This is a genomic window from Neobittarella massiliensis (ex Bilen et al. 2018) (genome assembly GCF_900289145.1).
GTDB classification, from domain to species: domain Bacteria; phylum Bacillota; class Clostridia; order Oscillospirales; family Ruminococcaceae; genus Neobittarella; species Neobittarella massiliensis.
Genome location: NZ_OKQO01000007.1, coordinates 231,972 through 254,096 on the forward strand (window position 1 = coordinate 231,972; position 22,125 = coordinate 254,096).

Annotated in this window: 17 protein-coding genes; 6 read left to right on the forward strand and 11 right to left on the reverse strand. The window is 55.5% G+C overall.

Annotation, left to right across the window (positions count from 1 at the left end):
• Positions 1 to 5: 5 nt before the first annotated feature.
• Positions 6 to 368 (reverse strand): Hpt domain-containing protein, encoded by a 363-nt coding sequence (locus tag C6Y32_RS11545; protein WP_105205408.1) that lies wholly within the window; start codon positions 366 to 368, stop codon positions 6 to 8.
• Between the two features lie 18 nt (positions 369 to 386).
• A complete protein-coding gene (locus C6Y32_RS11550) occupies positions 387 to 2,039 on the reverse strand; it encodes a diguanylate cyclase (RefSeq protein WP_105205409.1) in 1,653 nt (550 codons plus the stop codon).
• Between the two features lie 161 nt (positions 2,040 to 2,200).
• Here C6Y32_RS11550 and C6Y32_RS11555 point away from each other — a divergent pair, with 161 nt between their 5' ends.
• Entirely contained in the window at positions 2,201 to 3,661 is a 1,461-nt protein-coding gene (locus tag C6Y32_RS11555) for a GntR family transcriptional regulator (protein ID WP_105205410.1), read from the forward strand.
• Positions 3,662 to 4,428: 767 nt separating this feature from the next.
• On the opposite strand, the gene C6Y32_RS11560 is transcribed toward C6Y32_RS11555, so the two are convergent.
• Positions 4,429 to 5,139, reverse strand: coding sequence for a YjjG family noncanonical pyrimidine nucleotidase (locus C6Y32_RS11560; protein WP_105205411.1), 711 nt, complete (start codon positions 5,137 to 5,139; stop codon positions 4,429 to 4,431).
• Between the two features lie 2,075 nt (positions 5,140 to 7,214).
• Here C6Y32_RS11560 and C6Y32_RS11565 point away from each other — a divergent pair.
• From C6Y32_RS11565 to C6Y32_RS11575, 3 genes are read left to right on the forward strand one after another with little or no spacing between them, the layout of a single operon-like run.
• Positions 7,215 to 7,838, forward strand: coding sequence for a TlpA family protein disulfide reductase (locus C6Y32_RS11565; protein WP_105205412.1), 624 nt, complete (start codon positions 7,215 to 7,217; stop codon positions 7,836 to 7,838).
• Positions 7,831 to 7,989, forward strand: a complete 159-nt coding sequence (locus C6Y32_RS11570; protein ID WP_105205413.1) for a CD1871A family CXXC motif-containing protein — start codon at positions 7,831 to 7,833, stop codon at positions 7,987 to 7,989. Before C6Y32_RS11565 ends, C6Y32_RS11570 begins: the two co-directional genes overlap by 8 nt.
• Positions 7,982 to 8,890, forward strand: coding sequence for a 4Fe-4S binding protein (locus tag C6Y32_RS11575; protein WP_105205414.1), 909 nt, complete (start codon positions 7,982 to 7,984; stop codon positions 8,888 to 8,890). Before C6Y32_RS11570 ends, C6Y32_RS11575 begins: the two co-directional genes overlap by 8 nt.
• A 179-nt stretch (positions 8,891 to 9,069) precedes the next feature.
• On the opposite strand, the gene C6Y32_RS11580 is transcribed toward C6Y32_RS11575, so the two are convergent.
• Complete coding sequence (locus C6Y32_RS11580; RefSeq protein WP_105205415.1) at positions 9,070 to 10,005, reverse strand: nucleoside hydrolase; 936 nt, start codon at positions 10,003 to 10,005, stop codon at positions 9,070 to 9,072.
• Positions 10,006 to 10,433: 428 nt separating this feature from the next.
• On the opposite strand from C6Y32_RS11580, the gene metG reads away from it, so the two are divergent.
• The gene (gene metG / locus C6Y32_RS11585) at positions 10,434 to 12,395 is read left to right on the forward strand and encodes a methionine--tRNA ligase (RefSeq protein WP_243562714.1); all 1,962 of its coding nucleotides are present in this window, start codon (positions 10,434 to 10,436) and stop codon (positions 12,393 to 12,395) included.
• A 93-nt stretch (positions 12,396 to 12,488) separates the two neighbouring features.
• Positions 12,489 to 13,259 carry a TatD family hydrolase gene (locus C6Y32_RS11590; protein ID WP_105205416.1) on the forward strand — a complete coding sequence of 257 codons (771 nt, stop codon included), beginning with the start codon at positions 12,489 to 12,491 and terminating at the stop codon, positions 13,257 to 13,259.
• 154 nt (positions 13,260 to 13,413) lie between these two features.
• On the opposite strand, the gene C6Y32_RS11595 is transcribed toward C6Y32_RS11590, so the two are convergent.
• From C6Y32_RS11595 to C6Y32_RS11625, 7 genes are all read right to left on the reverse strand, one after another.
• On the reverse strand, positions 13,414 to 14,325 hold the full coding sequence (locus C6Y32_RS11595) for a carbohydrate kinase family protein (protein WP_164998250.1): 912 nt from the start codon (positions 14,323 to 14,325) through the stop codon (positions 13,414 to 13,416).
• Entirely contained in the window at positions 14,318 to 15,268 is a 951-nt protein-coding gene (locus tag C6Y32_RS11600) for a carbohydrate kinase family protein (RefSeq protein ID WP_105205418.1), read from the reverse strand. Before C6Y32_RS11600 ends, C6Y32_RS11595 begins: the two co-directional genes overlap by 8 nt.
• Positions 15,265 to 16,248: a carbohydrate kinase family protein gene (locus tag C6Y32_RS11605; RefSeq protein WP_105205419.1), complete on the reverse strand. Its 984-nt coding sequence runs from the start codon at positions 16,246 to 16,248 to the stop codon at positions 15,265 to 15,267. The genes C6Y32_RS11600 and C6Y32_RS11605 overlap by 4 nt, the downstream gene beginning before the upstream one ends.
• Positions 16,249 to 16,475: 227 nt before the next feature.
• Positions 16,476 to 17,303 (reverse strand): hypothetical protein, encoded by an 828-nt coding sequence (locus C6Y32_RS11610; protein ID WP_105205420.1) that lies wholly within the window; start codon positions 17,301 to 17,303, stop codon positions 16,476 to 16,478.
• Positions 17,304 to 17,334: 31 nt separating this feature from the next.
• Complete coding sequence (locus C6Y32_RS11615) at positions 17,335 to 18,582, reverse strand: glutamate-5-semialdehyde dehydrogenase (protein WP_105205421.1); 1,248 nt, start codon at positions 18,580 to 18,582, stop codon at positions 17,335 to 17,337.
• On the reverse strand, positions 18,575 to 19,375 hold the full coding sequence (proB, locus tag C6Y32_RS11620; RefSeq protein WP_105205422.1) for a glutamate 5-kinase: 801 nt from the start codon (positions 19,373 to 19,375) through the stop codon (positions 18,575 to 18,577). Before proB ends, C6Y32_RS11615 begins: the two co-directional genes overlap by 8 nt.
• An 880-nt stretch (positions 19,376 to 20,255) precedes the next feature.
• Complete coding sequence (locus C6Y32_RS11625; protein ID WP_105205423.1) at positions 20,256 to 21,719, reverse strand: amidohydrolase; 1,464 nt, start codon at positions 21,717 to 21,719, stop codon at positions 20,256 to 20,258.
• Positions 21,720 to 22,125 lie beyond the last annotated feature (406 nt).

Here is a 22,125-nt window from a genome sequence, read left to right on the forward strand (position 1 = left end):
TGCGGTTATTCCTCCTGGGATTTCTTGTATTCTTTAATAGCATTAATTGTTTGATAATAATCCTCAGATAGTTGCTGTATCATATCGATGGCTTTATTCCAATCGTTTTCTTTTAATGCTGCAGTAGCAACAGTGCTGCTTTCCAACAATTTAGTAAAAGAAAGATTTTGGCAAATACCTTTAAGCGTGTGAATGGCTCTGAGAGCTTCGGCATAGTCTTTTTTCTCCATAGATACTTCAAAAAGGTTAAAGCTTTTATCATCCAAAAATTTATATGCGAATTTCTGAACAGTCTGTTTGCGCTGTAATCTGCCTAATACTTCATCAAAATCGCCACCCAATTTTAGATAACAATCCTTTAGATTCATAATCACCGTTTCTCCTTTTTAGATGTTATCGATACTATCCTCATTCTCATCAAGAAAACATACGGTTACTCGATTCTTTTTGTTCTTTGATTGGTACATCATGTTGTCAGCAACTTTAAAGAGCTTTTTTGTAGTTTTAGGCCCATATGCACCGCCTATGCTTACAGATAATTGCAACTCGGGGATGCCATCAATGGTCAGATCATTGATGAAACTGCGAATCCTCTCCAACTTCTTTTCAAATGCATTTGCAGGGATATCGTTGAAGATAAGCACAAATTCGTCGCCGCCATAACGGATTACAGCATCTGTTTTTCGTATACAGGACAAGATAGTTTTTGCAAGGATCTGTAATACGACATCGCCTGTACCATGGCCATAGTTATCATTAATATGTTTGAAATTATCTACATCTAATACGACTATCGCTTGAATATCATTTGTGCTTTGAAACTGCTCGTCAAAATAGCGACGATTGTAAATGCCGGTTAACGAATCCATATATAATAATTGTGGGAGATGCTGGTTCCAATGCAAAGTTGGATGTTTTCTATGTGAGAGCAACCGGTCATAATCTATGCTGTTTCTTATATCCTGAATACTTTTATCCCCTTGCTTAGGCGAGGTGTCCATAAGCTCATTTTTAAGTATCTCAGTAATCTCTTGCAAGCAAAGTAAAAGAGTAGGATTAAATGCACCGCATTGTCCTTCTAAAATCATTTCCATAGCTTCTTCATGAGAGTAAGCTTTCTTATAACATCTCTCGCTGGTCAAGGCATCATACACATCGGCCAACGCAACCACTTGGGCAGCTATGGGAATTTCGTCACCTCTTAATCCATCTGGATAACCGTTGCCATCGTACCTTTCATGATGCCATCGGCAAATCTCAGATGCCACTTTAACAATTGGAGTTTCCTGCTGCTCTTTGGGCAGGCCTAAAAGCATATTGGCTCCGACCATTGAGTGTGTTTTTATTATTTCAAATTCAAATTCTGTAAGGCGTCCGGGCTTATTCAACACTTGATCTGAAATAGATATTTTCCCAATATCATGCAGTGCAGAAGCGGTGCTGATCAAAGAAATATCCGCTTTGGATAAAGGATATCGATCGGTATGTTGTACTAACTTCTCCAGTAAATATTTCGTAATACTCTTCACACGTAGGATATGCAGGCCGCTCTCCCCATTGCGAAATTCCACAATATGAGATAGGATGGAGATCATCAGATTATTATTCTTTTCCTGCTCGTAAAATTGTTCTACAATAATTTTTTCAAGACGTTGCTGTCGTGCATATAAAAGCATTGTGTTAGAAATTCGGCGTTGAACAATGGTTGAATCAAAAGGTCGGTTGATGTAGTCGAAAGCTCCTAAATCATAGGCACGCTTAATATTCGTGGGAGAATCATCCGCAGAGATCATAATAACAGCAAAGGTATCGTCCCAGCGGTATTTATGTATATATGCCAGTACTTCAAACCCATCCATTTCAGGCATCATGATGTCCAGAAGTAGCAGTGAAAAATCCTCTCTTTGCTTTGAGAGAATCGTGATCGCTTCAGCCCCGTTCTCAGCCTCCACTACATTATAATTTTCATCCAGAATATCTGCCAAAAGAGCGCGATTTATTTCTGAATCATCCACAATTAAAATTTTCTGTTTATCCATGGTTTTTAAAGGCCTTCCTAACAAAATTACATTATTATTATAAATTATATCTGTCCATACCGACAACACCCATATTGGTAAGGTTTGCAAATAGGTTTACATTTTTCATGATGAAAAAATAGGTTCATCGTGATATAATCCAGACAGATAGGGGGTAAGTTGTGAAGCCACAAGAAACCAAGTTTTCGTTTGTATATAATGAGATTAAGCAGTGTATTCTAGAGGGGCAGATACCTCCTGGAAATACCTTACCATCTTCAAGGATATATTGTGAACAATTTCATGTAAGCAGATATACGATTAACCGTGTCTTAGACGCATTGCGAACAGAAGGGCTGATTGATATTCAGCCTCGTCTTGTACCAGTAGTTGTTTCGACAAAAGATACTTGTGAGCCATCCAATACTATTTTTGAGATTTTGAAACAAAAAGATGGCATCTTACAGGTATATCAGACTTTCGCTCTAATACTGCCTTCACTTATAGTTTTTGCTTTGCAGGGGTGTGGTGTTGAGATTATGCCTCACTATAAACAGGCTATGAAAGCATTGCGATCAGGAAGCATCTCAGGCAGATGGCATATCATCTCAAAATTAGAATATGACATATTGAGAATAGGTGGCAATCCCTTATTCAGCGAACTATATTCCACATTTGGCCTTTATAATAAGATTTCATTCTTTACAGAAAATTGTCCCTATTTCTCTGAACATTTTTTACAAGGATCTGTATCTACAACCAATATTATTGATATATTAAAAGGTGATGATTTACTTACAAAGCACAATCAGTTATCAAATATATATCAAGAACTTACAGATTCCATTGAAAAAGCATTACATCACCTATCAGAGACAACACCAGAATGTCCTGTACAAAACGGTTTGAGGTTTTCATGGAATCCCATGCGTGGCCGGGATTTTTTTTACTCAAAAATTGTTGATGATATAAATCTAAAAATAGGTCTTGAAGAATACTCTGTTGGAGTGTATCTTCCATATGAAAAGCAACTGGCGAAGCAATATGGTGTCTCTTTATCGACTGTCAGAAAAGCATTATCAGAACTGGAGCAGAGAGGTTTTGTAAAGACGTTAAATGGTAAAGGTACAATAGTTGTAGAACCCGATAGCACGAAACTCCATCAGCTTGCTCTTAATTCCGGATATGTAAAAAAATTATTGCGTTATCTTCACGCCCTACAATTAATGGTGCTAATTATTCGCCCAGCTGCTTTATCTTCAGTTTCGCAGTTTACTAGAGCAGAACTGGACGACTTATCAGATAGATTTACTTCTCCCAGTTCTATTTATTTAATAGATATTATTGAATCTATAATGAAACATACCGCTTTAGAGCCGTTACATATTATTTTATCTGAAACCAATCGTCTTCTTGAATGGGGACATCATTTTACTTATTATCCATCCAAGAAACATACACTTTCATATCTCAATAAGCAAGTAATTCTAGCATTTCAGCAGTTAAAGGAAGGCGATGCGTGTTCTTTTGCAGACAGTATAGCGGCCTGCTATCGTTATATTTTGGTATGTGTAAAAAAGAATATGGTAGAAAAATATAAGTTTCGTAATTTAGATGGTATTCGGGTTCCAGAAAAATGCTAGTGCTGTTGTATTAAATTCGGTCCAATACTCGCACTTCTACAAAATTATATATTCAGCAGAAAATCCGTTCCCAGGCTTGTTGTTAATGCTTCTTAGTGACACACCCCAAATTCCTAAGATTATTGCCGTTGGCAATAGACGTGAGTTTCCGCGAGACGTTGAAATTTTCATTTATGAACACAGAAAGGAGCACTCTTATCACAACAATAGTAAATTAACGTAGCAACCTTGATTTCTTAAAACTGCCACTGGTAAGATATAATGTGAGTATGGAAAAGGAGCTGTTTTAAAGCATTTTGGTATTCGGTAAATCGTGATTGTGAAAGACAAATAAAGCTGGATGGCTATCCACCTACCATTAAAATCTAATATATTTAAGTTAGAGCAGTCTGTCCACGTGAATGTATTTTATATAGATTGCATTGGACCGCTGCTTGTCAAAACTAGACTTCCCGAGGACTTAGCAAAACTTAACTATTCGGCATGTCAGCGGGTCTATACTCCAACCAGAACCCTAAACCAGGGTAGTGGTTACCGACCTACCGAAACGGTACCCGAAATATTAGCCGCTGTACACGATATTTGGTGCCGCAAAATGGGGTACGCATAGGGGCCTCCATAAAGGGGTAACCGCTTTAGTGACCCCATCGAAAAAAGGGAGGTGGCAATTTGCCACCCCTGTCTATTGCTCATTTTTGAGCATTGGCCCCGACCTCTGAAAGATCAAAAACAGGCCCCAAAAATTAAAAGTGCGGTAAAATGTGCGGTCATCTGATTTTATAGGCGTGCTCTTCGCTAAGAACAATTGTCAATAAATCGCATAAATTCACTATTCTATAGGTGATCTTTAACCCCTCATCCGATTTGCATCCGGTGGGCTCGTACCAGCAGGTGTCCAGTCCGGCCTGCTGGCCGCCCAGCATGTCCGCGTGCAGCGTGTCCCCCACCATCAGTGTGCGGGCAGGGTCCAACTGCGGCAGATGCTCAAACACATAGTCAAAAAACTGCCGGTGCGGCTTCTGCGACCCGGTCTCATCCGACACAAACGTTCGGTCGATATAGGGCAGCAGGCCCGAGCGCTGCATGCGGCTGTGCTGGGTGGCGGTGATCCCGTTGGTCACCACCACCATGCGCACCTTGCCGTACAGCGCCGACAGCACTTCTCCGGCCCCCGGTATGGTAAAGCCACCCTGTCCCAACTTCTGCATAAACAGCCGGTTTAGCGTCTTTGGGTCACCGGGCAGCTGCAGGTGCTGCAGCGTGCGGGCAAAACGCAGCTGTTGCAGCTGCTCCTTGCTCACTTCTCCGCGCTCAAACTGCTCCCACAGCGCATCGTTATACCGCTGGTACACCCGCTTTATCTCCCGGTCATAGGGCAGCCCGTTCTGTGCAAAAGTATAGTGCAGCGCCACCTCCTCACAGGCGTCAAAGTCCAGCAGTGTGCCATCGGCATCCAGCAGTAGCGTATCGTAAAGCATAGGTCCTCCTGTCAGTATGTATGATCACAACAACACCGGTCTCCCCGGCGCACCTGCCGCGCGCACGGGGCGCGTTCCGCGCCGCCCCGGTCATCCTCTCTAGCGGCCAGTTCTCTGCCGTCCCACGGCCCATGTTCCGCCACCGCGCAAGACCGGCGGTAGGCGGCGCACATCCCACTTTCTTCCGGCCACTCTCTGCGTCTCAGGCAGCCTGCACCGCCGGGCAGTTCTGTCCCGGCTCCGGCAGTGCCCCGTCCAGCACCCTGTTTTTCGCCGGCAAAAACCAAAAGGCGGACACGCTCCCACTCTTCATTCCTCATCTCTCAGTTCCAATGCCGCTGCCTGTGTCTTGCCCTATGGCCGTATGCTCTCTGCCGGGCAAGCCGCCGGCAGGCGGGCCTGTTTCATACATAGTGTAGAGAGAGCGGGCGTTTAAAACCGTGTGCGGCGCCAGCAGCCCACAAGCAGACCAGTAGCAGACCAGCACTGACCCAACGCCGATCCGAGGCCAGCCTAACACTAGCCTAATACTAGCCCAACTCCAACCCAAAACCAGCCCAACATCATCACCCGTTCCCGCCTATTCTCCAAAAAGATGTCCGTCGGACCGCTCTCTTTTCGCCTTTCTTTTCCTCCCCCACCCCGCGCACATCGGTATATGGGGGCAAGGTGTACACACCGGCTCTCTCCGCGGCACAAACCGGACCAAACAGCCGTTCTCCCCAGTCACAAAATGGTCCTCTCCTCAAGGTGTCCCCACTCAAAAGCAGAGCTCTGCCAGTACCGGTCCACCGGCAAACCGGTTCACCAGTGCACCAGCACACCAGTATACCAGCACATCCGCACGGGTCACATTCTATTGGCCGGTATCCCCAGCTCCATATTGGCCGCACCGCCCGATACCGGCTTTTGCACCCACCTGTTCGGGCAACAGGCGCAGGGCAACAGCAAAATACATCGCGGATCGCCTAACAGAACCTATAAAACCAATGATCTCCCACCACTACCCAGTTCTGTGCCGCTAAAGCTGCCTCGGCCCTGCTGCTCCCCACTTCATACCGTTCCTGCCAGCAGTTTTTCAGGGCCGTCACCCTCCACCAGCTGCTCCCCGCGCACCCCAGTATGCCCCTAGTCGATCACAGTCCCCACCACCGCCCACGCTCTGCTTTCGCCGTGCGCGGTCCCGACATTTTCCGCCCCCTATGCGCCGTACGGGTTCGACCCCGCGCGGCTGGCGCACCTCCGCTCTCGGTGCGTCGCTGCCGTTCTTTGGGGATCGCCGCGACCGCGCTGCCCAATAACGAGTAGTTCCGTCCCCGCAGGCGCCGGTTTTCCACGCAGTCGGCCGCCGTATCTATCCGCCTCTTTCTATATCATGTATCTCATATAATAGGCAGCCGCTCTCTTATCCGCATCCGGTCGGGCCGCCCCGCTACCTCGTCCACTGCGCAGCACCGCACCCATACATTCCGGCTCCCGCGCAGGTCGGCATACAGGTACACCAACATACCAGCATACCAGCAACCGGCACGCAGTAGACGGCCTACCTTTCCCGGTATAGGCAGGTCTATTCTCCAGGCAGCGAGCTGTCATCACTACCGTGCTATTGCCGCCAGCTGTTGAGGGCCGTTTTCCCCCCTGACTGCCGGGTCCACCGCCATTCACCGCTCTGTATATGCGCAGCCACCCCACCAAAAACCTGCCTGTACTCCGTCTTTCCCGCGCAGCGCCGGCCTGCGCACACACACGTTTTTACCCACTCTAACAGACACCACATATTCCCGCCAGACACCGGCGGTCACCGGTACCACTTTCTAGGACTATACTACCATAATCAAAAAGCCGGGAGCAGAGGCCCTCCATCCACACATTTTTTAACGTTCCGTGAATTTTTCCAATATCGACTAAATTTGTCTATTTGTGTGCTATACTATTTGCAAAGACCGCCATATCGAGGTGGTCTCGGCACTGGTCCGGCAGCGCCGCCCGGCGTGGCTGCCAACTCTCCCAGTATACAGTATAGCACATCCATCCCCGCCGGCCCAAGCAGGCAGGCCCCCCAAGGAGGTATTTGTATGGCGATCTTTAAAAATCATCTTGCGCGCACACTGCCAGCTCTGGCCTTAGTCGGTCTCTTTCTGCTGGCCGGCTGCGGTGACAGCACCTCAGGCGGCAGTTCCTCAGACGGCAGTTCCTCGACTGCCTCCTCCGGCGCCGCCGACAGCAGCGCCACCAATACGCTCACCTCGTTTACCGCCGAGGGTCTGGACGGCAAGACCTACTCGCAGGACTATTTTGCCCAGTACGATCTCACCATCGTGCAGATCTGGGGCACCTTCTGCTCTCCCTGCATCCGCGAGATGCCCGATATGGTAGCTGTATCTCAGCAGTACGCCGACCAAAAGGTGGGCATCATCGGTATCGTCATCGACACCACCGATGTCGATGCCAACGTGCTCGAAGACGAGCTCGACGCCGCCAAAAAAATCGTCAAAGAGACCGGGGCCGATGGGTTCCCGCACCTTATCCCCTCTAAAAGCCTCATACAGTCCAAGCTGCAGTACGTTACCGGCACCCCCGAAACTGTGCTGGTCGACAAGACCGGCAAAGCGGTAAAGATCATCACCGGCATGCGCACCCAAGCCCAGCTGCGCAACGAGCTCGACGCCGCGCTGCAAAAGGTGGCCCAAAATGGATAGGCGCACCGGTCTCACCGTCCACCGGCTGGCCGCACCGCTCCTTATTTTACTGGGCCTTATCATGATGGCCGTAGGCGTCTGGCGGGGCGAGGCAGCCGTGGTGCTGCAAAAAGCCGTCAACATCTGTCTGGAGTGTATCGGCATTGGCTAGCAAAAAGGCCCGGGGCGGGCGGCTGCGGCTGTGGGTGCAGGCGGCCAGCGCGGCACTCTCCAACGGCTATCTGGTAGGCTTTGCCCGGGGCAACATCTTTAAGGGGCGCAGCAAGGCGGTCTGCCTGCCGGGTCTCAACTGCTACTCCTGTCCCGGTGCCATCGGCGCCTGCCCCATCGGCTCGCTGCAGGCGGTGTTGGGCCACCGCAGCTATCAGTTCGCCTTTTATGTGCTGGGCTTTTTAACGGTAGTAGGCGCGCTGGGCGGGCGTTTTGTCTGCGGCTGGCTGTGCCCCTTTGGGCTCATTCAAGATCTGCTCTTTAAGATCCCTTTTTTCAAAAAGCTGCGCAAGCTCCCCGGCGATCGCTTTTTAAAATACTTAAAATATGTCATGCTGGTGGTGCTGGTCTTCCTGCTGCCACTCTACGCCGTCGACTTTTTGGGTCAGGGCAGCCCCTGGTTTTGTAAGTATGTCTGTCCGGCCGGCACGCTGGAGGGCGGTCTGCCGCTGGTGGCTGCCAACTCCGGCCTGCAGGCGGCGGTGGGTTGGCTCTTTGCCTGGAAAAATGCCATCCTCATCGCGATCATTGTTCTCTCGCTCCTGGTCTACCGGCCGTTTTGCCGCTATCTCTGCCCGCTGGGCGGTATCTACGGGCTGTTTAATCCCATCTCCCTGTACCGCATCCGGCTAGACCCAGCCGCCTGCACCCAGTGTGGTGCCTGCCAAAAGGCCTGCAAACTGGATATCGATATCTTCCGCCACCCCGGCAGCCCCGACTGTATCCGCTGCGGCGCCTGTACTCGCGCCTGCCCCCACGGTGCCATCACGATGGGGATCACCTCTCCCTGTAAGGACGGCCAAAATAGCCGCCACTGCAAAAAAGGCGATCGACTTGCCTAAAATAGGCCAAATTTACAATTTTGTAACAATTGGATACATTAAAATAGGGCGACAGATAGGAGCAGTTTCTATCTGTCGCCCCGCCTTTTTCCCGCCCATCATCTCCAACATCGGGGGCCCTACCGCCATGTAAACACAAAAAAGGCGGCTGCCACAGGCAGCCGTCTCTTTTATCAATCTTACAGCATGTGCTCCATCATCAGCTTTTTCATGCGGGGATTGTCCAGTTTTTTGCACATGGTGGCGTTGGGCTCTTTGCCCAGCGTGTTGGTCCAGTCACACACCACCTGGCCCAGCGTCTGCTCGCTGTGGGTCTCTACGTAGGTATAGGCGTGCGGGGCCTCGATGATGAGGTCGGGCCACAGCGCCACCGCCATAGCCACCGGGTCGGCCATGTCCAGGCAGGGGTGGCCAAAACGGCCCTCGTTGAGTTCCATCAGGCACTTGTTGCAGCGGATGCAAAAATGCGAGCACTCGGTCTCTTTATCCAAGTAGGCAATGTCCTCCGGCTCCAGCATAGCATCACCGCAGCACATATCCCACCCCACATACACCTGATCGATGCCCGATTTCAGCACCACATCACAGGCCTCGGGGTCGGCCCAAATATTAAACTCAGCCACCGGGCTGACATTGCCGGGGGCAAAGCCAGAGGTGCCCATGATATAGAGCTTTTTGATCTTTTTGGCGATGTCGGGCGCCTTGAGCACTGCCATAGCGATGTTGGTCAGCGGCCCCAGCGCCACGATCTCAAGTTCACCGTCGTATTTGCGGGCCATATCGATTATGACGTCGATACCGTGCCCCTCGCTCAGCTGGTGCGCCGGCTCGGGTAGATCCATGTTGCCCATGCCGTCCTCGCCGTGGGTCTCGTAGGAGTGGATGAGCTTGCGCAGCAGCGGCCGATCCATACCCGCATACACGGGGGGCATGTAGGTGCCCGCCACCTCACAGGAGATCAGGGCGTTTTTGTTGGCCTGCTCAATGGTCACGTTACCGGCAACGGTGGTGATGGCCTCGACCTTTACGTCTTTGCACTTGAGTGCCATAATGATGGCCACTGCATCGTCGGAGCCGGTATCGGTGTCGATGAGGAAAATGCGCTGTTTATCCATTTGTGTACCTCCAGGTAGTCATAGCAATCCAGACCCCTGCCCTGTAAACAGCGGGCAGAAGTGCCAGAAAGGGGCTCGGGGCCACTTGCCCATGAGCCTTTGTTGTTATAACTTCCGGCAGGGGTGGGTGCACGGCGCCCCCGCCAACATTTTCATTTTACCAGTTTTTTTTAAACAGTCAACTGTAACACAAATTTTTGTGCACTTCACAGATTCGGCTGGTCCATATTTGTGAAGGATATAGGTGGACAAAACTAAAAATCGCCTGTTTTCCAAGGCGGCGGCGCAACAAATTGGCGGTTTTTTCTCAATTTAGAGGTGCAAAGAGCCATTTTTTGGCGCTGGGACTGCTGTTTTCGCCTCTCGGTTGTGCTATAATGAGAAATACTGACATACATCAAACCAATTTTTTGAAGGAGGACTATAAAATGCGTGACAAAAACACATTTTATATCACGACGCCTATCTACTATCCGTCCGATAAACTGCATATCGGGCACAGCTACTGCACCGTGGCCACCGACGTAATGGCCCGGTACAAGCGAATGCAGGGGTTTGATGTCATGTTTCTCACCGGCACCGACGAGCACGGCCAGAAGATTGAGCAAAAAGCCACTGCTGCCGGGGTCACCCCCCAGCAGTACGTCGACGATATCGTGGCCGGCATCAAAGACCTATGGAAGCTGATGAACATCTCTAACGACCGGTTCATCCGCACCACCGACGACTATCACGTCGAGTCGGTACAGAAGATCTTTCGCCGCCTGTACGAGCAGGGCGACATCTATAAATCGGTGTATAAAGGCAAGTACTGCACCCCCTGTGAGTCGTTTTGGACCGAGAGCCAGTTGGTCGACGGCAAGTGCCCCGACTGTGGCCGCGAGGTGGTAGACGCCGAGGAAGAGGCGTATTTCTTTAGGCTCTCGAACTACGCCGATCGCCTGGTAAAGTACTACGAAGAGCACCCCACCTTTATCGAGCCGGCCTCCCGTTTAAACGAGATGGTCAACAACTTTATAAAACCCGGTCTGGAGGATCTGTGTGTCTCCCGCACCAGTTTCAGCTGGGGCATCCCGGTCGATTTTGACCCCGGGCACGTGGTGTACGTGTGGGTAGACGCCCTGACCAACTACATCACCGCCCTGGGCTACGAGAACGACCGCTACCACGACTTCGACAAGTACTGGCCGGCCAACGTGCAGTTCGTGGGCAAAGAGATCACCCGCTTCCACACCATCATCTGGCCGGCTATGCTCATGGCGCTAGATCTGCCGCTGCCGGGAAAAGTCTACGGCCACGGCTGGCTGCTGATGGACGGCGGCAAGATGAGCAAATCGTTTGGCAACGTGGTGGACCCTGAGATCCTCTGCCGCCGCTACGGCGTCGATTCGCTGCGCTATTTCCTGCTGCGGGAATTTCCCTTTGGCTCCGACGGCAACTTCACCAACGAGCTGCTCATCAACCGCATCAACTCCGACTTAGCCAACGACCTGGGCAATCTGGTGTCGCGCACCGTGTCGATGGTAGAAAAATACTTTGGCGGCAAGCTGCCCGCCGGCCGCCAGCACGAGGAGCTGGACGATGAGCTTATCGCCCAGGTCACCGGCTTAAAGGCGATATACGACGAGAGCATGGAGAAGTTTGCCTTCCAGCAGGCGCTCATCGACGTATTCAAAGTGGTGTCGCGCACCAACAAGTACATCGACGAGACCTCCCCCTGGGTGCTGGCCAAAGACGAGCAAAACAGCATTCGTCTGGCCACGGTGATGTACAACCTGCTGGAATCTATTCGGGTGTGCGCCACACTGCTCACGCCTTTTATGCCCGACACCGTCGAGAAGATCTTCGACCAGATCGGCGCCGACCGGGCCAGCGCCACCTATCAGGCGGCGGACAAGTTTGGGATCTTGCCCGAGGACGTGGCGGTGCAGAAAGGCGATACGCTGTTCCCCCGCATAGACGCCAAAAAAGAGCTGGCCATGCTGGAAGAGGAACAAAAGGCCAAGATGGCCGCTGCCCAGAAAGCAGCAGCCGAGGAGGCCGCCCCCCAAGAGGAAGAGATCCCCGGTATCATCACCATCGACGACTTTTCCAAAGTACAGCTTTTGCCCTGCGACGTGCTGGCCTGCGAGCCGGTAAAGAAGAGCGACAAGCTGTTAAAATTCAAGCTGTTCGATGGCCAGAGAGAGCGCCAGGTAGTATCGGGTATTGCCAAGTGGTACGCGCCGGAGGACCTGGTGGGTAAAAAATTGCTGGTAGTCGCCAACCTAAAGCCGGTGAAGCTGCGGGGCGAGATCAGCGAGGGGATGATCCTCTCGGCCGAGTGCGGCGACGACGTACAGGTCATCACCCTGGAGGGCACCATCAAAGCCGGCAGCAAGATCTGCTAGGCACCCTTTAGAACACAGAAAAATGCGCCGCATCAGCGGCGCATTTTTAAACGCTTTTCACTTTTATTTCAGCCATAAAAAAGGATGATCGCTATGACACAGATCTTTGACTCCCACGCCCATTACGACTCCAGTCGATTTGATGGCGACCGCGACCAGCTCATCGCCTCGCTGCCGGCCTGCGGGGTAGCCTACGTGGTAAACGCAGCCTGCGATATCGAGAGCTGCTACACCTCCCGCCAACTGACCGAGCGCTACCCTTTCTTTTACTGCAGTGCCGGCGTGCACCCCTTGTCGGCGGCGGAGGTGGTGGGCACCGATTACCTGGATGTAGTGCGGCGCTGTGCCACCGAAAACCCCAAGGCAGTGGCCATCGGCGAGATCGGGCTGGACTACCATTACGACGACCTGCACAGAGAGGCCCAAAAACAGATATTTGACGAGCAGATGGCACTGGCTGAACAGCTGGATATGCCGGTCATCATCCACAGCCGGGAGGCCACCGCCGACACGTTGGAGATCGTGCAGCGGCACCGCTGCCGAGGGGTGGTGCACTGCTTTTCGGGCAGTGCCGAGACCGCCCGCCAGTACCTGGACATGGGCTATTATGTGGGTTTTACGGGGGCAGTGACCTTTAAAAATGCCAAAAAGCCGGTGCAGGCGGCAGCCGCCGTGCCGCTGGACCGGCTGCTCATCGAGACCGATTGCCCCTATATGGCCCCTGTACCCTGCCGCGGCAAGCGGTGCGACTCTACCATGATCCCCTATACCGCCCAGGTGTTGGCAGATATCCACAGCGTGCCGGCAGAGGATATCCTGGCCTGCACTTTAGACAATGCCAAACGCTTGTTTGGCCTGTCATAAATATACTATTCGTAATTATTAGCAAGCAATATACAACTCTGCGGTTCAAAGGCAGGGGCGACTATTGACAGTCGTCCCTGCCTTTTCTGGCATATACATGCCTATATGTCTCCTGCAGATCGATCTTTTCCCAAAGGGAAACGGGGGCTGTTCGCTACTGCTTCAAAACCGCCTGCACAGCAGCCAGCGACAGGGCCGGATTTACCGTCTCCTCGCTCTGTAATGCCAAATTGGCGCAAGCGGTAGAGAATTCCAGTGTTGCGCGGCCGCTGAGGCCCTGTAAAAAGCTGTAGAGCAGCCCCGCCGTAAAAGCGTCCCCCGCCCCGGTGGCGCTGACTGCATGCGAAAGCGGCGGAGGGCTGTAGCGGGTGCGGCCGTCTTGACTAGCCCAGTAAGAACCGCCGGGGCCCAAAGTGACACAGAGGTTTTGCACCCCTCTGGCCAACACCTGATCGGCAATGCGGTCCAGATCGGTCTCGCCGGTCAGGGCCTGTGCCTCCTGCTGGTTGGCCTTTAGTGTGTGCAGCATATCCAGACAGGCGGCAGTCGGCTCTGCCAATGCCGGGGCGCCGATATCTAAAAAGATGGGCTTATCGCCATAATTTTGGCGGATATAATCGAGCGTGGCCGCCGGCAGTGTGGGGCAGATGAGCAGCACCTGCGCCTGGTGCAGCAGCTTCCGGTGCCGGTTCAGGTATTCGGGAGTGATGTAGCTGGTGATCTCGCCGTCGGCGGCGCCAAAATACATCTCGCCGTCGGGGCTGGTGATCCCCATGAACACCGAGGTGGGCAGCGCCTGGGTGACCTGCACCTGCTCACAGCCCAGACCGGCTGCGCGGCAGTCGCGCAGCAGCATCTGCCCCTGGGGGTCATCCCCCACACAGGAGAGCAGCTCTACATGGCCCGGCCCCAATAGCCGGGCCAAATTCTCGGCGATGTTGCGCACAATGCCCCCGCTGGAGGAGCGCACTTTAAAATCGGTGTTCTTAACGCCGGTGACGATGGGATGCCGGGCAAAACCGATGATATCGATGCTGGCCAGGCCGATACACACTACTTCAGCCACTGTGGGTCCCTCCTTTTTGATAGCGCTGCACCCACCGCAGCACCTTTTGATCGGTTAGGTCGGGGGCGATACACGCCTCGCAGGTCATGGTGATGGCGGCCGCCGCCTGACAAAAATCTACGGTCTGGGCCAGGTCGTAGCCCTGTGTGCGACAGTACTGGGTGGCGGCGGTAAAACAGTCGCCGGCACCAGTGGTATTGACCGGCTTAAGCGGCAGCGCCGGGCGCCGTACTCGTCCACCGCTCTGATCACCGGCCATAGCTCCATCTGGCCCCATAGTCAAAAACACACGGGTCGGCCCCATCTGCAGCAGCGCCTCCAGCATCTGTTCGGGGCAGTGTTTGGGGTCATCCTGCCCGACGAGGGCTGCCGCCTCGAACTCGTTTACCTTGAGGGTATCGATGCGCGCGAGATAGCGCCGGGCCAGCGCAGCGTGCTCGGTGGCCGAGACATCGACCACCTTGGGCACCTGGGGAAATTCGTCAAACAGGTAGTCCAGCGCATCGGGCTGCAGGCTCATACACATCATGACCGCCTCGGCCTCGGCCAGCAGCGCCCGGTGTTGGGCCAGGTAGTCGCCCGTGAGGTACTGGCAGATGCGCAGGTCGCCCACCGCCACACAGGTGTCACCGCTGGGGCCGTTGAGCAAAATGCAGCTGCTGGAGGGGTGATCCGGGACCTGCCGCACCGCTGTGCAGTCGATGCCGGCCGCAGTACTGTCGCGCAGGATCTGCTGGGCGTACAGGTCATCCCCCACGCAGGTGAGCAGCTTTGCCCGCCCCCCCAGGCGGCACAGGTTCTCGGCCATGTTGCGGGCGGCGCCGCCGGTATGGGCCGACAGGCGAAAAGTGGGGTTTTTATCTCCCAGCCGCACCGGCTGATCGGTGAGGCCGATGATATCTACACTGCTGTCGCCGATACAGACGGTATATCCCCCGCTCATAGAGCTTGCTCCCGGCGGCTCTCCACCGCGGCCAGCACCCGCTGCAGGGTGATCTCGCTGTTGACGGTGTCGGCGCTCTGCAGGGTGATCTCGGCGCAGGCCATTGCGAATTTCATCGACTGCGGCGGGGCGTAACCGGCCATGTGGCCGTAGGCGATACCGGCGGTGAAAGAGTCTCCCGAACCGGTGGTGTTGATCACCGGCAGATCGGGGCGTGCAGCAGCGAACAGGCGCGTCCCGCGGGTATCGCGGTAATAGGCGCCCCGGTCGCCCAAGGTAATATACAGCTGTTTTACCCCCATGGCGAACACCGCCTCGGCGGCCATATCTAGATCGGGCTGTTGGCGCAGGGCGATACCGGTGAGCTCCTGCGCCTCGTACTTGTTGACCTTTAGGATATCGACCATCGCCATGCGCCGGCGCACGTTCTCTACCAGGCCGGCCGAATTCATATCCAGCAGTTTGGGGATGTGGGGCAGCTTGCGGGCGATGAAGTCTAGGCACTCGGCCGGCAGCGCCGGGCAGAGCACCAGCAGTGACGCCTGTTGGAGCAGCAGCATATTCTCCTCGAAATAGGCGGCGCCCAGCCGGTCGGAGCACAGCGCGTCGCCCAGCCCCACCAACATCTCGCCGTCGGGCTGGTCGACGCTGATAAAGGTATTGGAGGTACAGCCCTCCTCGATGCGCACCCGCGACATATCTATTCCGGCGTCGGCGCTGTCCTGCAGGATCTTTTGCCCGTAAAGGTCGTCGCCCACATTGGAAAACAGCACCGCACTGACTCCCAGACGGGCCAGGTTTTCGGCGATGTTGCGCATCATGCCGCCGCAGGACATCTTGACGAGAATATCGTTATTTTTCTCCCACAGCTTGATCTCTTGCCGGGAGAGGATCGCGATGTCGATACCGGTGGTGCCGCAGCAGGCTACAAACGGGCGCCGCCCGGCCACGTGAGTGTTGCCGCCCTGTATTTCGGCCATGTATTTTCCCCCTTTTTTCTGTGTCGCATGGGCAAAAGCGCCCACAAAAAATGTGCATATTGCCGCATACGCACGCTGCTATCTCTACTTTTTTATAGCTATAGCATAACACAGACTTACCAGATGTCAACGGATTTTTTGTGGCCAAAACAGACACAGGCAGTGCATGGCCCCCGCGGGCTATGTACTGCCTGATCGCTTTTATCTCTGCTCCCCCTGCTCCCCGATCACTGGGCCTGTGGGGCCGCATTGTCGGTGTCTTCACCGGTCTGGCCCTGCCGCTGTGAGGAGGCGGCGCTGGAGGAGGACTTGGAGGAACTGCTCTCGGCGCCGGATTTGGTCTTTTTCTGGTAGGAGGTGTCGTTTTCCAGTTTCTCGTCGTCTTCGGCTTCTTTTATAGCGTGTATGTAGTAGCTCTTACCGTCTTTTTGCAGCACATAGATCATGGTCTTGTCGACCTCTGGCGCATAGACATTGCCTTTGGCATCGCCGGTCCAGGTACTGCCCGAGGGCACGTACCCCACCGTGAGGCGGATGACGTCGCCGCTCTTTTTCATCTTGGCCACATACGGGGTATAGTAGCCCATCATGCCAGCGGCCGGCAGGCGGTAGACCTGCTTTTCCTCGTCGTAGACAAAGAGCAGATCACTGCCAAAAGACTGGTGTTTGAGTTTCACATGGGTGCCGAACAGCTTGGCGCCGTACAGGTCGAGATCGGCCGCCGGCAGCAATACGTTGCCGGCATCATCGGTGGCGTAGCGGCTGGTATCCTCGTTTTTGAGCACCGCCCACATAGCGGACTGCAGCAAAAATTCTTCGCTGGCCTTGCCGGCGTCATCGAACGGGACCGGGTCGAGCATGACCACCGGTTCGAGATACTTTTGGTACTCCAGGCGCTCGTCGCTGTCGTCGGTCAGCCACAACACGCCTTTTACCCCCAGTGTGACCAAAAAGATGGCCCCCAGCAGGGCGAGAGTCAAAAAGGTGTAGCCCACCGCGCGCACCCGCCGCCGCTTGACCTGCTGCGGGCTGGGTTTTACTTTATATCCTGGCAAAAAAGTCAACTCCTATCTGTGTGGGCCGCCCCTAGCGGATCTGGCCGTCACCCATGACGATGTACTTGTAGGAGGTCATCTCCCACAGGCCCATGGGGCCCCGTGCGTGCAGCTTTTGGGTGGAGATGCCGATCTCGGCGCCCATGCCGAACACGCCACCATCGGTAAAGCGGGTGGAGGCATTGACGTACACCGCCGCCGCGTCTATCCCGGCGGTAAAGGTCTCGGCCGCCTTTAGATCGCGGGTGACGATACACTCGCTGTGGCCGGTGGAGTAGCGGGCGATGTGCTCCATGGCCTCCTCGATGCCCGAGACCACCTTTACCGAGACTTTGTAATCTAAAAACTCGGTGTCGTAATCCTGCTCGGTGGCGGGCTCTGCCCGCTTGCCCAAAATGGCACAGGTCTCTTTGCAGCCCACGATCTGCACATAGGGGTCCTCCATGGCGGCCGCCACCCGGGGCAGAAACTCGGCCGCCACCTGGCGGTCTACCAAAAAGCTCTCGGCCGCGTTGCAGACCGAGGGGCGCGACACCTTGGCATTTTGGGCGATGCGCACCGCCATATCGATATCGGCGCTCTTTTCGACGTAGATGTGGCAGTTGCCGGTGCCGGTCTCGATGACCGGAACGGTGGCGTTTTGCACCACAGCCCTGATCAGCCCCGCTCCGCCGCGGGGGATGAGCAGATCGAGGTAGCCGTTTAATTTCATGAACTGGGTGGTCACCTCGCGAGAAGTGTCCTCGATGAGCGTGACCATATTGGGATCGAGCCCCATCTGCTCGATGGCGCCGCGCACACAGGCCACGATGGCCCGATTGGAATCCAGCGCCTCTTTACCGCCCTTTAAAATTACGCAGTTGGATGTTTTTAAGCACAGTGCCGCCGCATCCAGCGTGACGTTGGGGCGGGCTTCGTAGATGATGCCGATGACCCCCATAGGCACCCGCACTCTGGTCATTTTGAGACCGTTCTCCAGGGTGCGGCCGTCCTCGACGCGGCCGATGGGGTCATCGAGCCCCGCCACCTGCAGCACTGCGTCGGCCATGGCCGCCACGCGGCTCTCGTCGAGCTTTAGCCGGTCGAGCATCGACTCGCTCATGCCGCCCGCCGCCGCTCTCTGCATATCCTGCCGGTTGGCGGCGACGATCTGCTCACAGCCCTGCCGCACTGCGCCGGCCACAGCGGTGAGCAGCGCATTTTTTTGCCCGCCGTCAAGCGCTGCCAGGCAGCGGTGAGCGGTCTTGGCCGCCGTGCCGATACGGGTGAGATCAGTCATGTACATCCACTCCTTTAAACAGCGTGCCCACCACTTTGCCGTCTACCACGTCGTAGAGCCGCTTGGGATCGTCACCGTTGATGATGAGCATGTCGCAGCCGCATCTGGTAGCGATCTCGGCCGCATTTATTTTGGTGACCATGCCGCCGGTGCCCCGGCGGGAACCGGCGCCGCCGGCGGCACGGCGCACCGCATCGTCGATAACGTCGATGCGGGAGATGATCTTGGCATCGGGGTACAGGCGGGGATCTCTGTCGTAAAAGCCGTCGATATCGCTCATAATAATGAGCGTATCGGCGCTCACCAGCTCGGCCACGATGGCCGACAGCGTATCGTTGTCGCCGAACTCGATCTCCTCGACAGCCACCGTGTCGTTTTCGTTGATGATGGGGATGACCGACAGCTGCAGCAGCCGCTCGAGCGTGTTGCGGGCGTTTTGGCAGCGGGCGTCGTCCTCGATGGCGTCGCGGGTGAGCAGCACCTGGGACACATTGTGGTGGTACTGGGAGAACTGCTTGTCGTACATGTACATCAGCTCGCACTGACCCACCGCGGCCGCCGCCTGTTTGGTAGGGGTATCGGACGGCTTGCAGGGCAGCCCCAGTTTGCTGACCCCCACGCCGATGGCGCCAGAGGAGACCAAAATGATCTCCTGGCCGGAATTTTTGATATCGGACAGCACGCGGATGAGACTCTCGATCCGCCGCAGGTTTAGATGGCCGGTCTCGTAAGTCAGGGTGGAGGTGCCCACCTTGATGACGATACGCCGTTTTTCTCTGTGCTCTGTCTGCACGCTGACATCCCTCTTTTGCAGCTAAAATACCGCTGCCCCGGCCGCCGGTCTACCGACGTGCGGGCGGCAGCCAAAACAGGGGCGTAAGAATATCCATATTGTAGCATATAGGCCTGTAAAAAGCAAAGAGGCAGACCGGCAAAAGCGGGCTGCGCCGGGGCTGCTTTGGAGCCGTGGCGGCGGGCGGACCGGACCGGCGGCCGCCCTACGGCTGACGCGGCGCCGCGGCGTGCGATTTGGCCGCGCATTTATCGGTCAGCCGCAACCCCGTACCACCAGCTGCGGCCCGCTGTTATGGAGCTCTGGCCGGCTGCCCTCGGTGCGTGCCGGCAGCCGCGGTGTTCGTGGGCGCGGGCGGCAGTGGACACCGGGTGCACCTCTGCCGGGCAGACCTCTTAAAGGCCCCCTACTGCGCATTGTTGTACTACCGACTTCATACAATCCTCCGCGCAGTGACCAGATATTGCCCATTTGCTGCCTGAAAAAAGCTGTTTTAGCTCTGTTTGAGGGGTAAAAACAGGGGTCAGACGGCTATTTTGAGGTGGAAAACACCTATTTTGGTGCAGTGGCTCTGACCGGGTGGGCCGGGCCAATTGTAAACAAATTGTAAAAACGGCCCTTTTAGGGCCTAAATGAACGGTTCAGATCTGCCGGGGCCGGCGGCAGGCGGGACAGGTATGGATAGGTGTGGGTAGGTATGGTTGGGGCAAGTGGAGAAAGTTGGGGCAAGTTGGGGATGTCGATTTTTTAGCTGGCGGAGGCGCGGGGGAGCGGGCAGAGCAGAGCGCCCCGGCACACATGTGTCGGGGCGCTCTGTATCTGTTTTTAAAGGTCTGGGACGAGCACTGTTTTTTATATCTTCTTCAATGTCGACAGCCGTTTACAGGCCGGCCTCTTTGGCGCGCTGGGCCACACCGGCGGGCACGGGAGGCAGTACCTCGGCGGGGACGGGGCAGTTGTACACGCCGCCGGTCTCGGCCACCAGCTCCTGCCGGGCCTGCTCGGCCAGCGAGGGATCATCGATGACTTTGGCGGCGGCCAGAGCCATCACCTCGCCGGCTTTGAGCAGCCCTTTTTCGCCGATGGAGCTGCCGGTCTGGCCGGTGACCTGCCAGGTGTGGGGGGTGGTGCCCAGGCAGAAACCGGCCAGCATGACCTGGGCGGTGGGGGTGACGTAGCTGACATCGCCCACATCGGTGGAACCGGCCATGGGGATACCGGTTATGTTGAGCGGCAGGATGGTGGTGTCCAGCGGGGCGGCCACCACCTCGGCCACCTTGTCGGCGCCGAAGCGCTTGGCCAGACCGGCCTCGATCTTCTGGCGCATCTCGGCCGGCTGGGACTGGAAGTACTGGGCGGCCAGCGCCTGGTCTTCGGCGGTAAACTCGGGGGCGCCCATCTCGCGCAGGGCGGCATCGATCACTCTGGTCATGGTGGGGTTGGGGATGTAATCGCTCATGCCGGCCTGGATCTCGATGTTTACCTGGGTGCCGCAGATGAGCGCGGCGCCGCGGGCCACATCTTTGACCCGCTCGAGGATCTCGGCCACCTGGGCATTTTTGGGGGCGCGCACAAAGTAGTGCACACAGGCGTGATCCTGCACCACATTGGGCGATGAGCCGCCCACATCGAGGTAGGCGTAATGGAGGCGGGCCTCGGGGATGATGTGCTCGCGCAGGTAGTTGACGCCCACGTTCATGATCTCGCAGCTATCCAGCGCGCTGCGGCCATCGTGCGGGGCGGCAGCGGCGTGGGCGGTGCGGCCGGTAAACTTGAATTTGACGCTGACGTTGGCCAGCGAACTGGTGCCCCAGGCGCCGTTGACATCGAACGGGTGCCAGGTAAAGGCGGCGTCGACATCGCTGAATAACCCAGCCCGGGCCATAAAAGTTTTGCCCCAGCCGTTTTCCTCGGCCGGGCAGCCATAGAGCCGCACGGTGCCGGGCTTACCGCTTTTTTGCAGGTACTCTTTTACCGCTACCGCGGCGGCGGCAGAGCCGGTACCCAGGGCGCTGTGGCCGCAGCCGTGGCCGCTCTCCTGCCCGGGAATGGGGTCTTTTGTGGGGCAGCCGCCCTGCTGGCTGAGCTGGGAGAGCGCGTCGTACTCGGCCAAAATGGCGATGACCGGCTTACCGCTGCCGTAGCTGGCCACAAAGGCGGTGGGGATATCGGCCACGCCGGTCTCGACGGTAAAGCCCTCGGCGGCCATGTAAGCGCACAGCGCTTTGGCGGACTGGATCTCCTCGTAGCCCATCTCGGCGCTCTGCCAGATGGTGTGGTGCAGGTCGCACAGGGCCTGACGGCGCTGGTCAATGGCCTGTTTTACGGTGTTTTTGGCATCCATGATCAAGTATTCCTCCTCCGATAACGTGTGGGACCGACCGGACCGGCCATGCCGGGCACCCAGTGGGCGGCGGAGCGGGCGGGGCGGTCATACCGGGGGACCGGACCGGCCCCCCAAAGAGTTTCTGCATACAGTATACTATATCCCGCCGGCGGTTTGGGCGCCGACTGCGGCCGGCGGCGCAACTTTGGTGCAGCCGCCAATTTTTGCCGCACATTTTCGTGTTTTCCACCAGTTGGCCCGCCGCGGTGGAAAACCGGCACTGGACCGGGCCTGAAAGTAAAAAAGTGGGGGCCGCAACGGGTGTGTAAAAAAGGGCCCCGCGGCTAAGACATGCATACGGCTGCTGCGGTTTTGTTGGGCGGCACCGGCGGGGCAACTGTGGGCCGACCAGACCCGGGCCCAG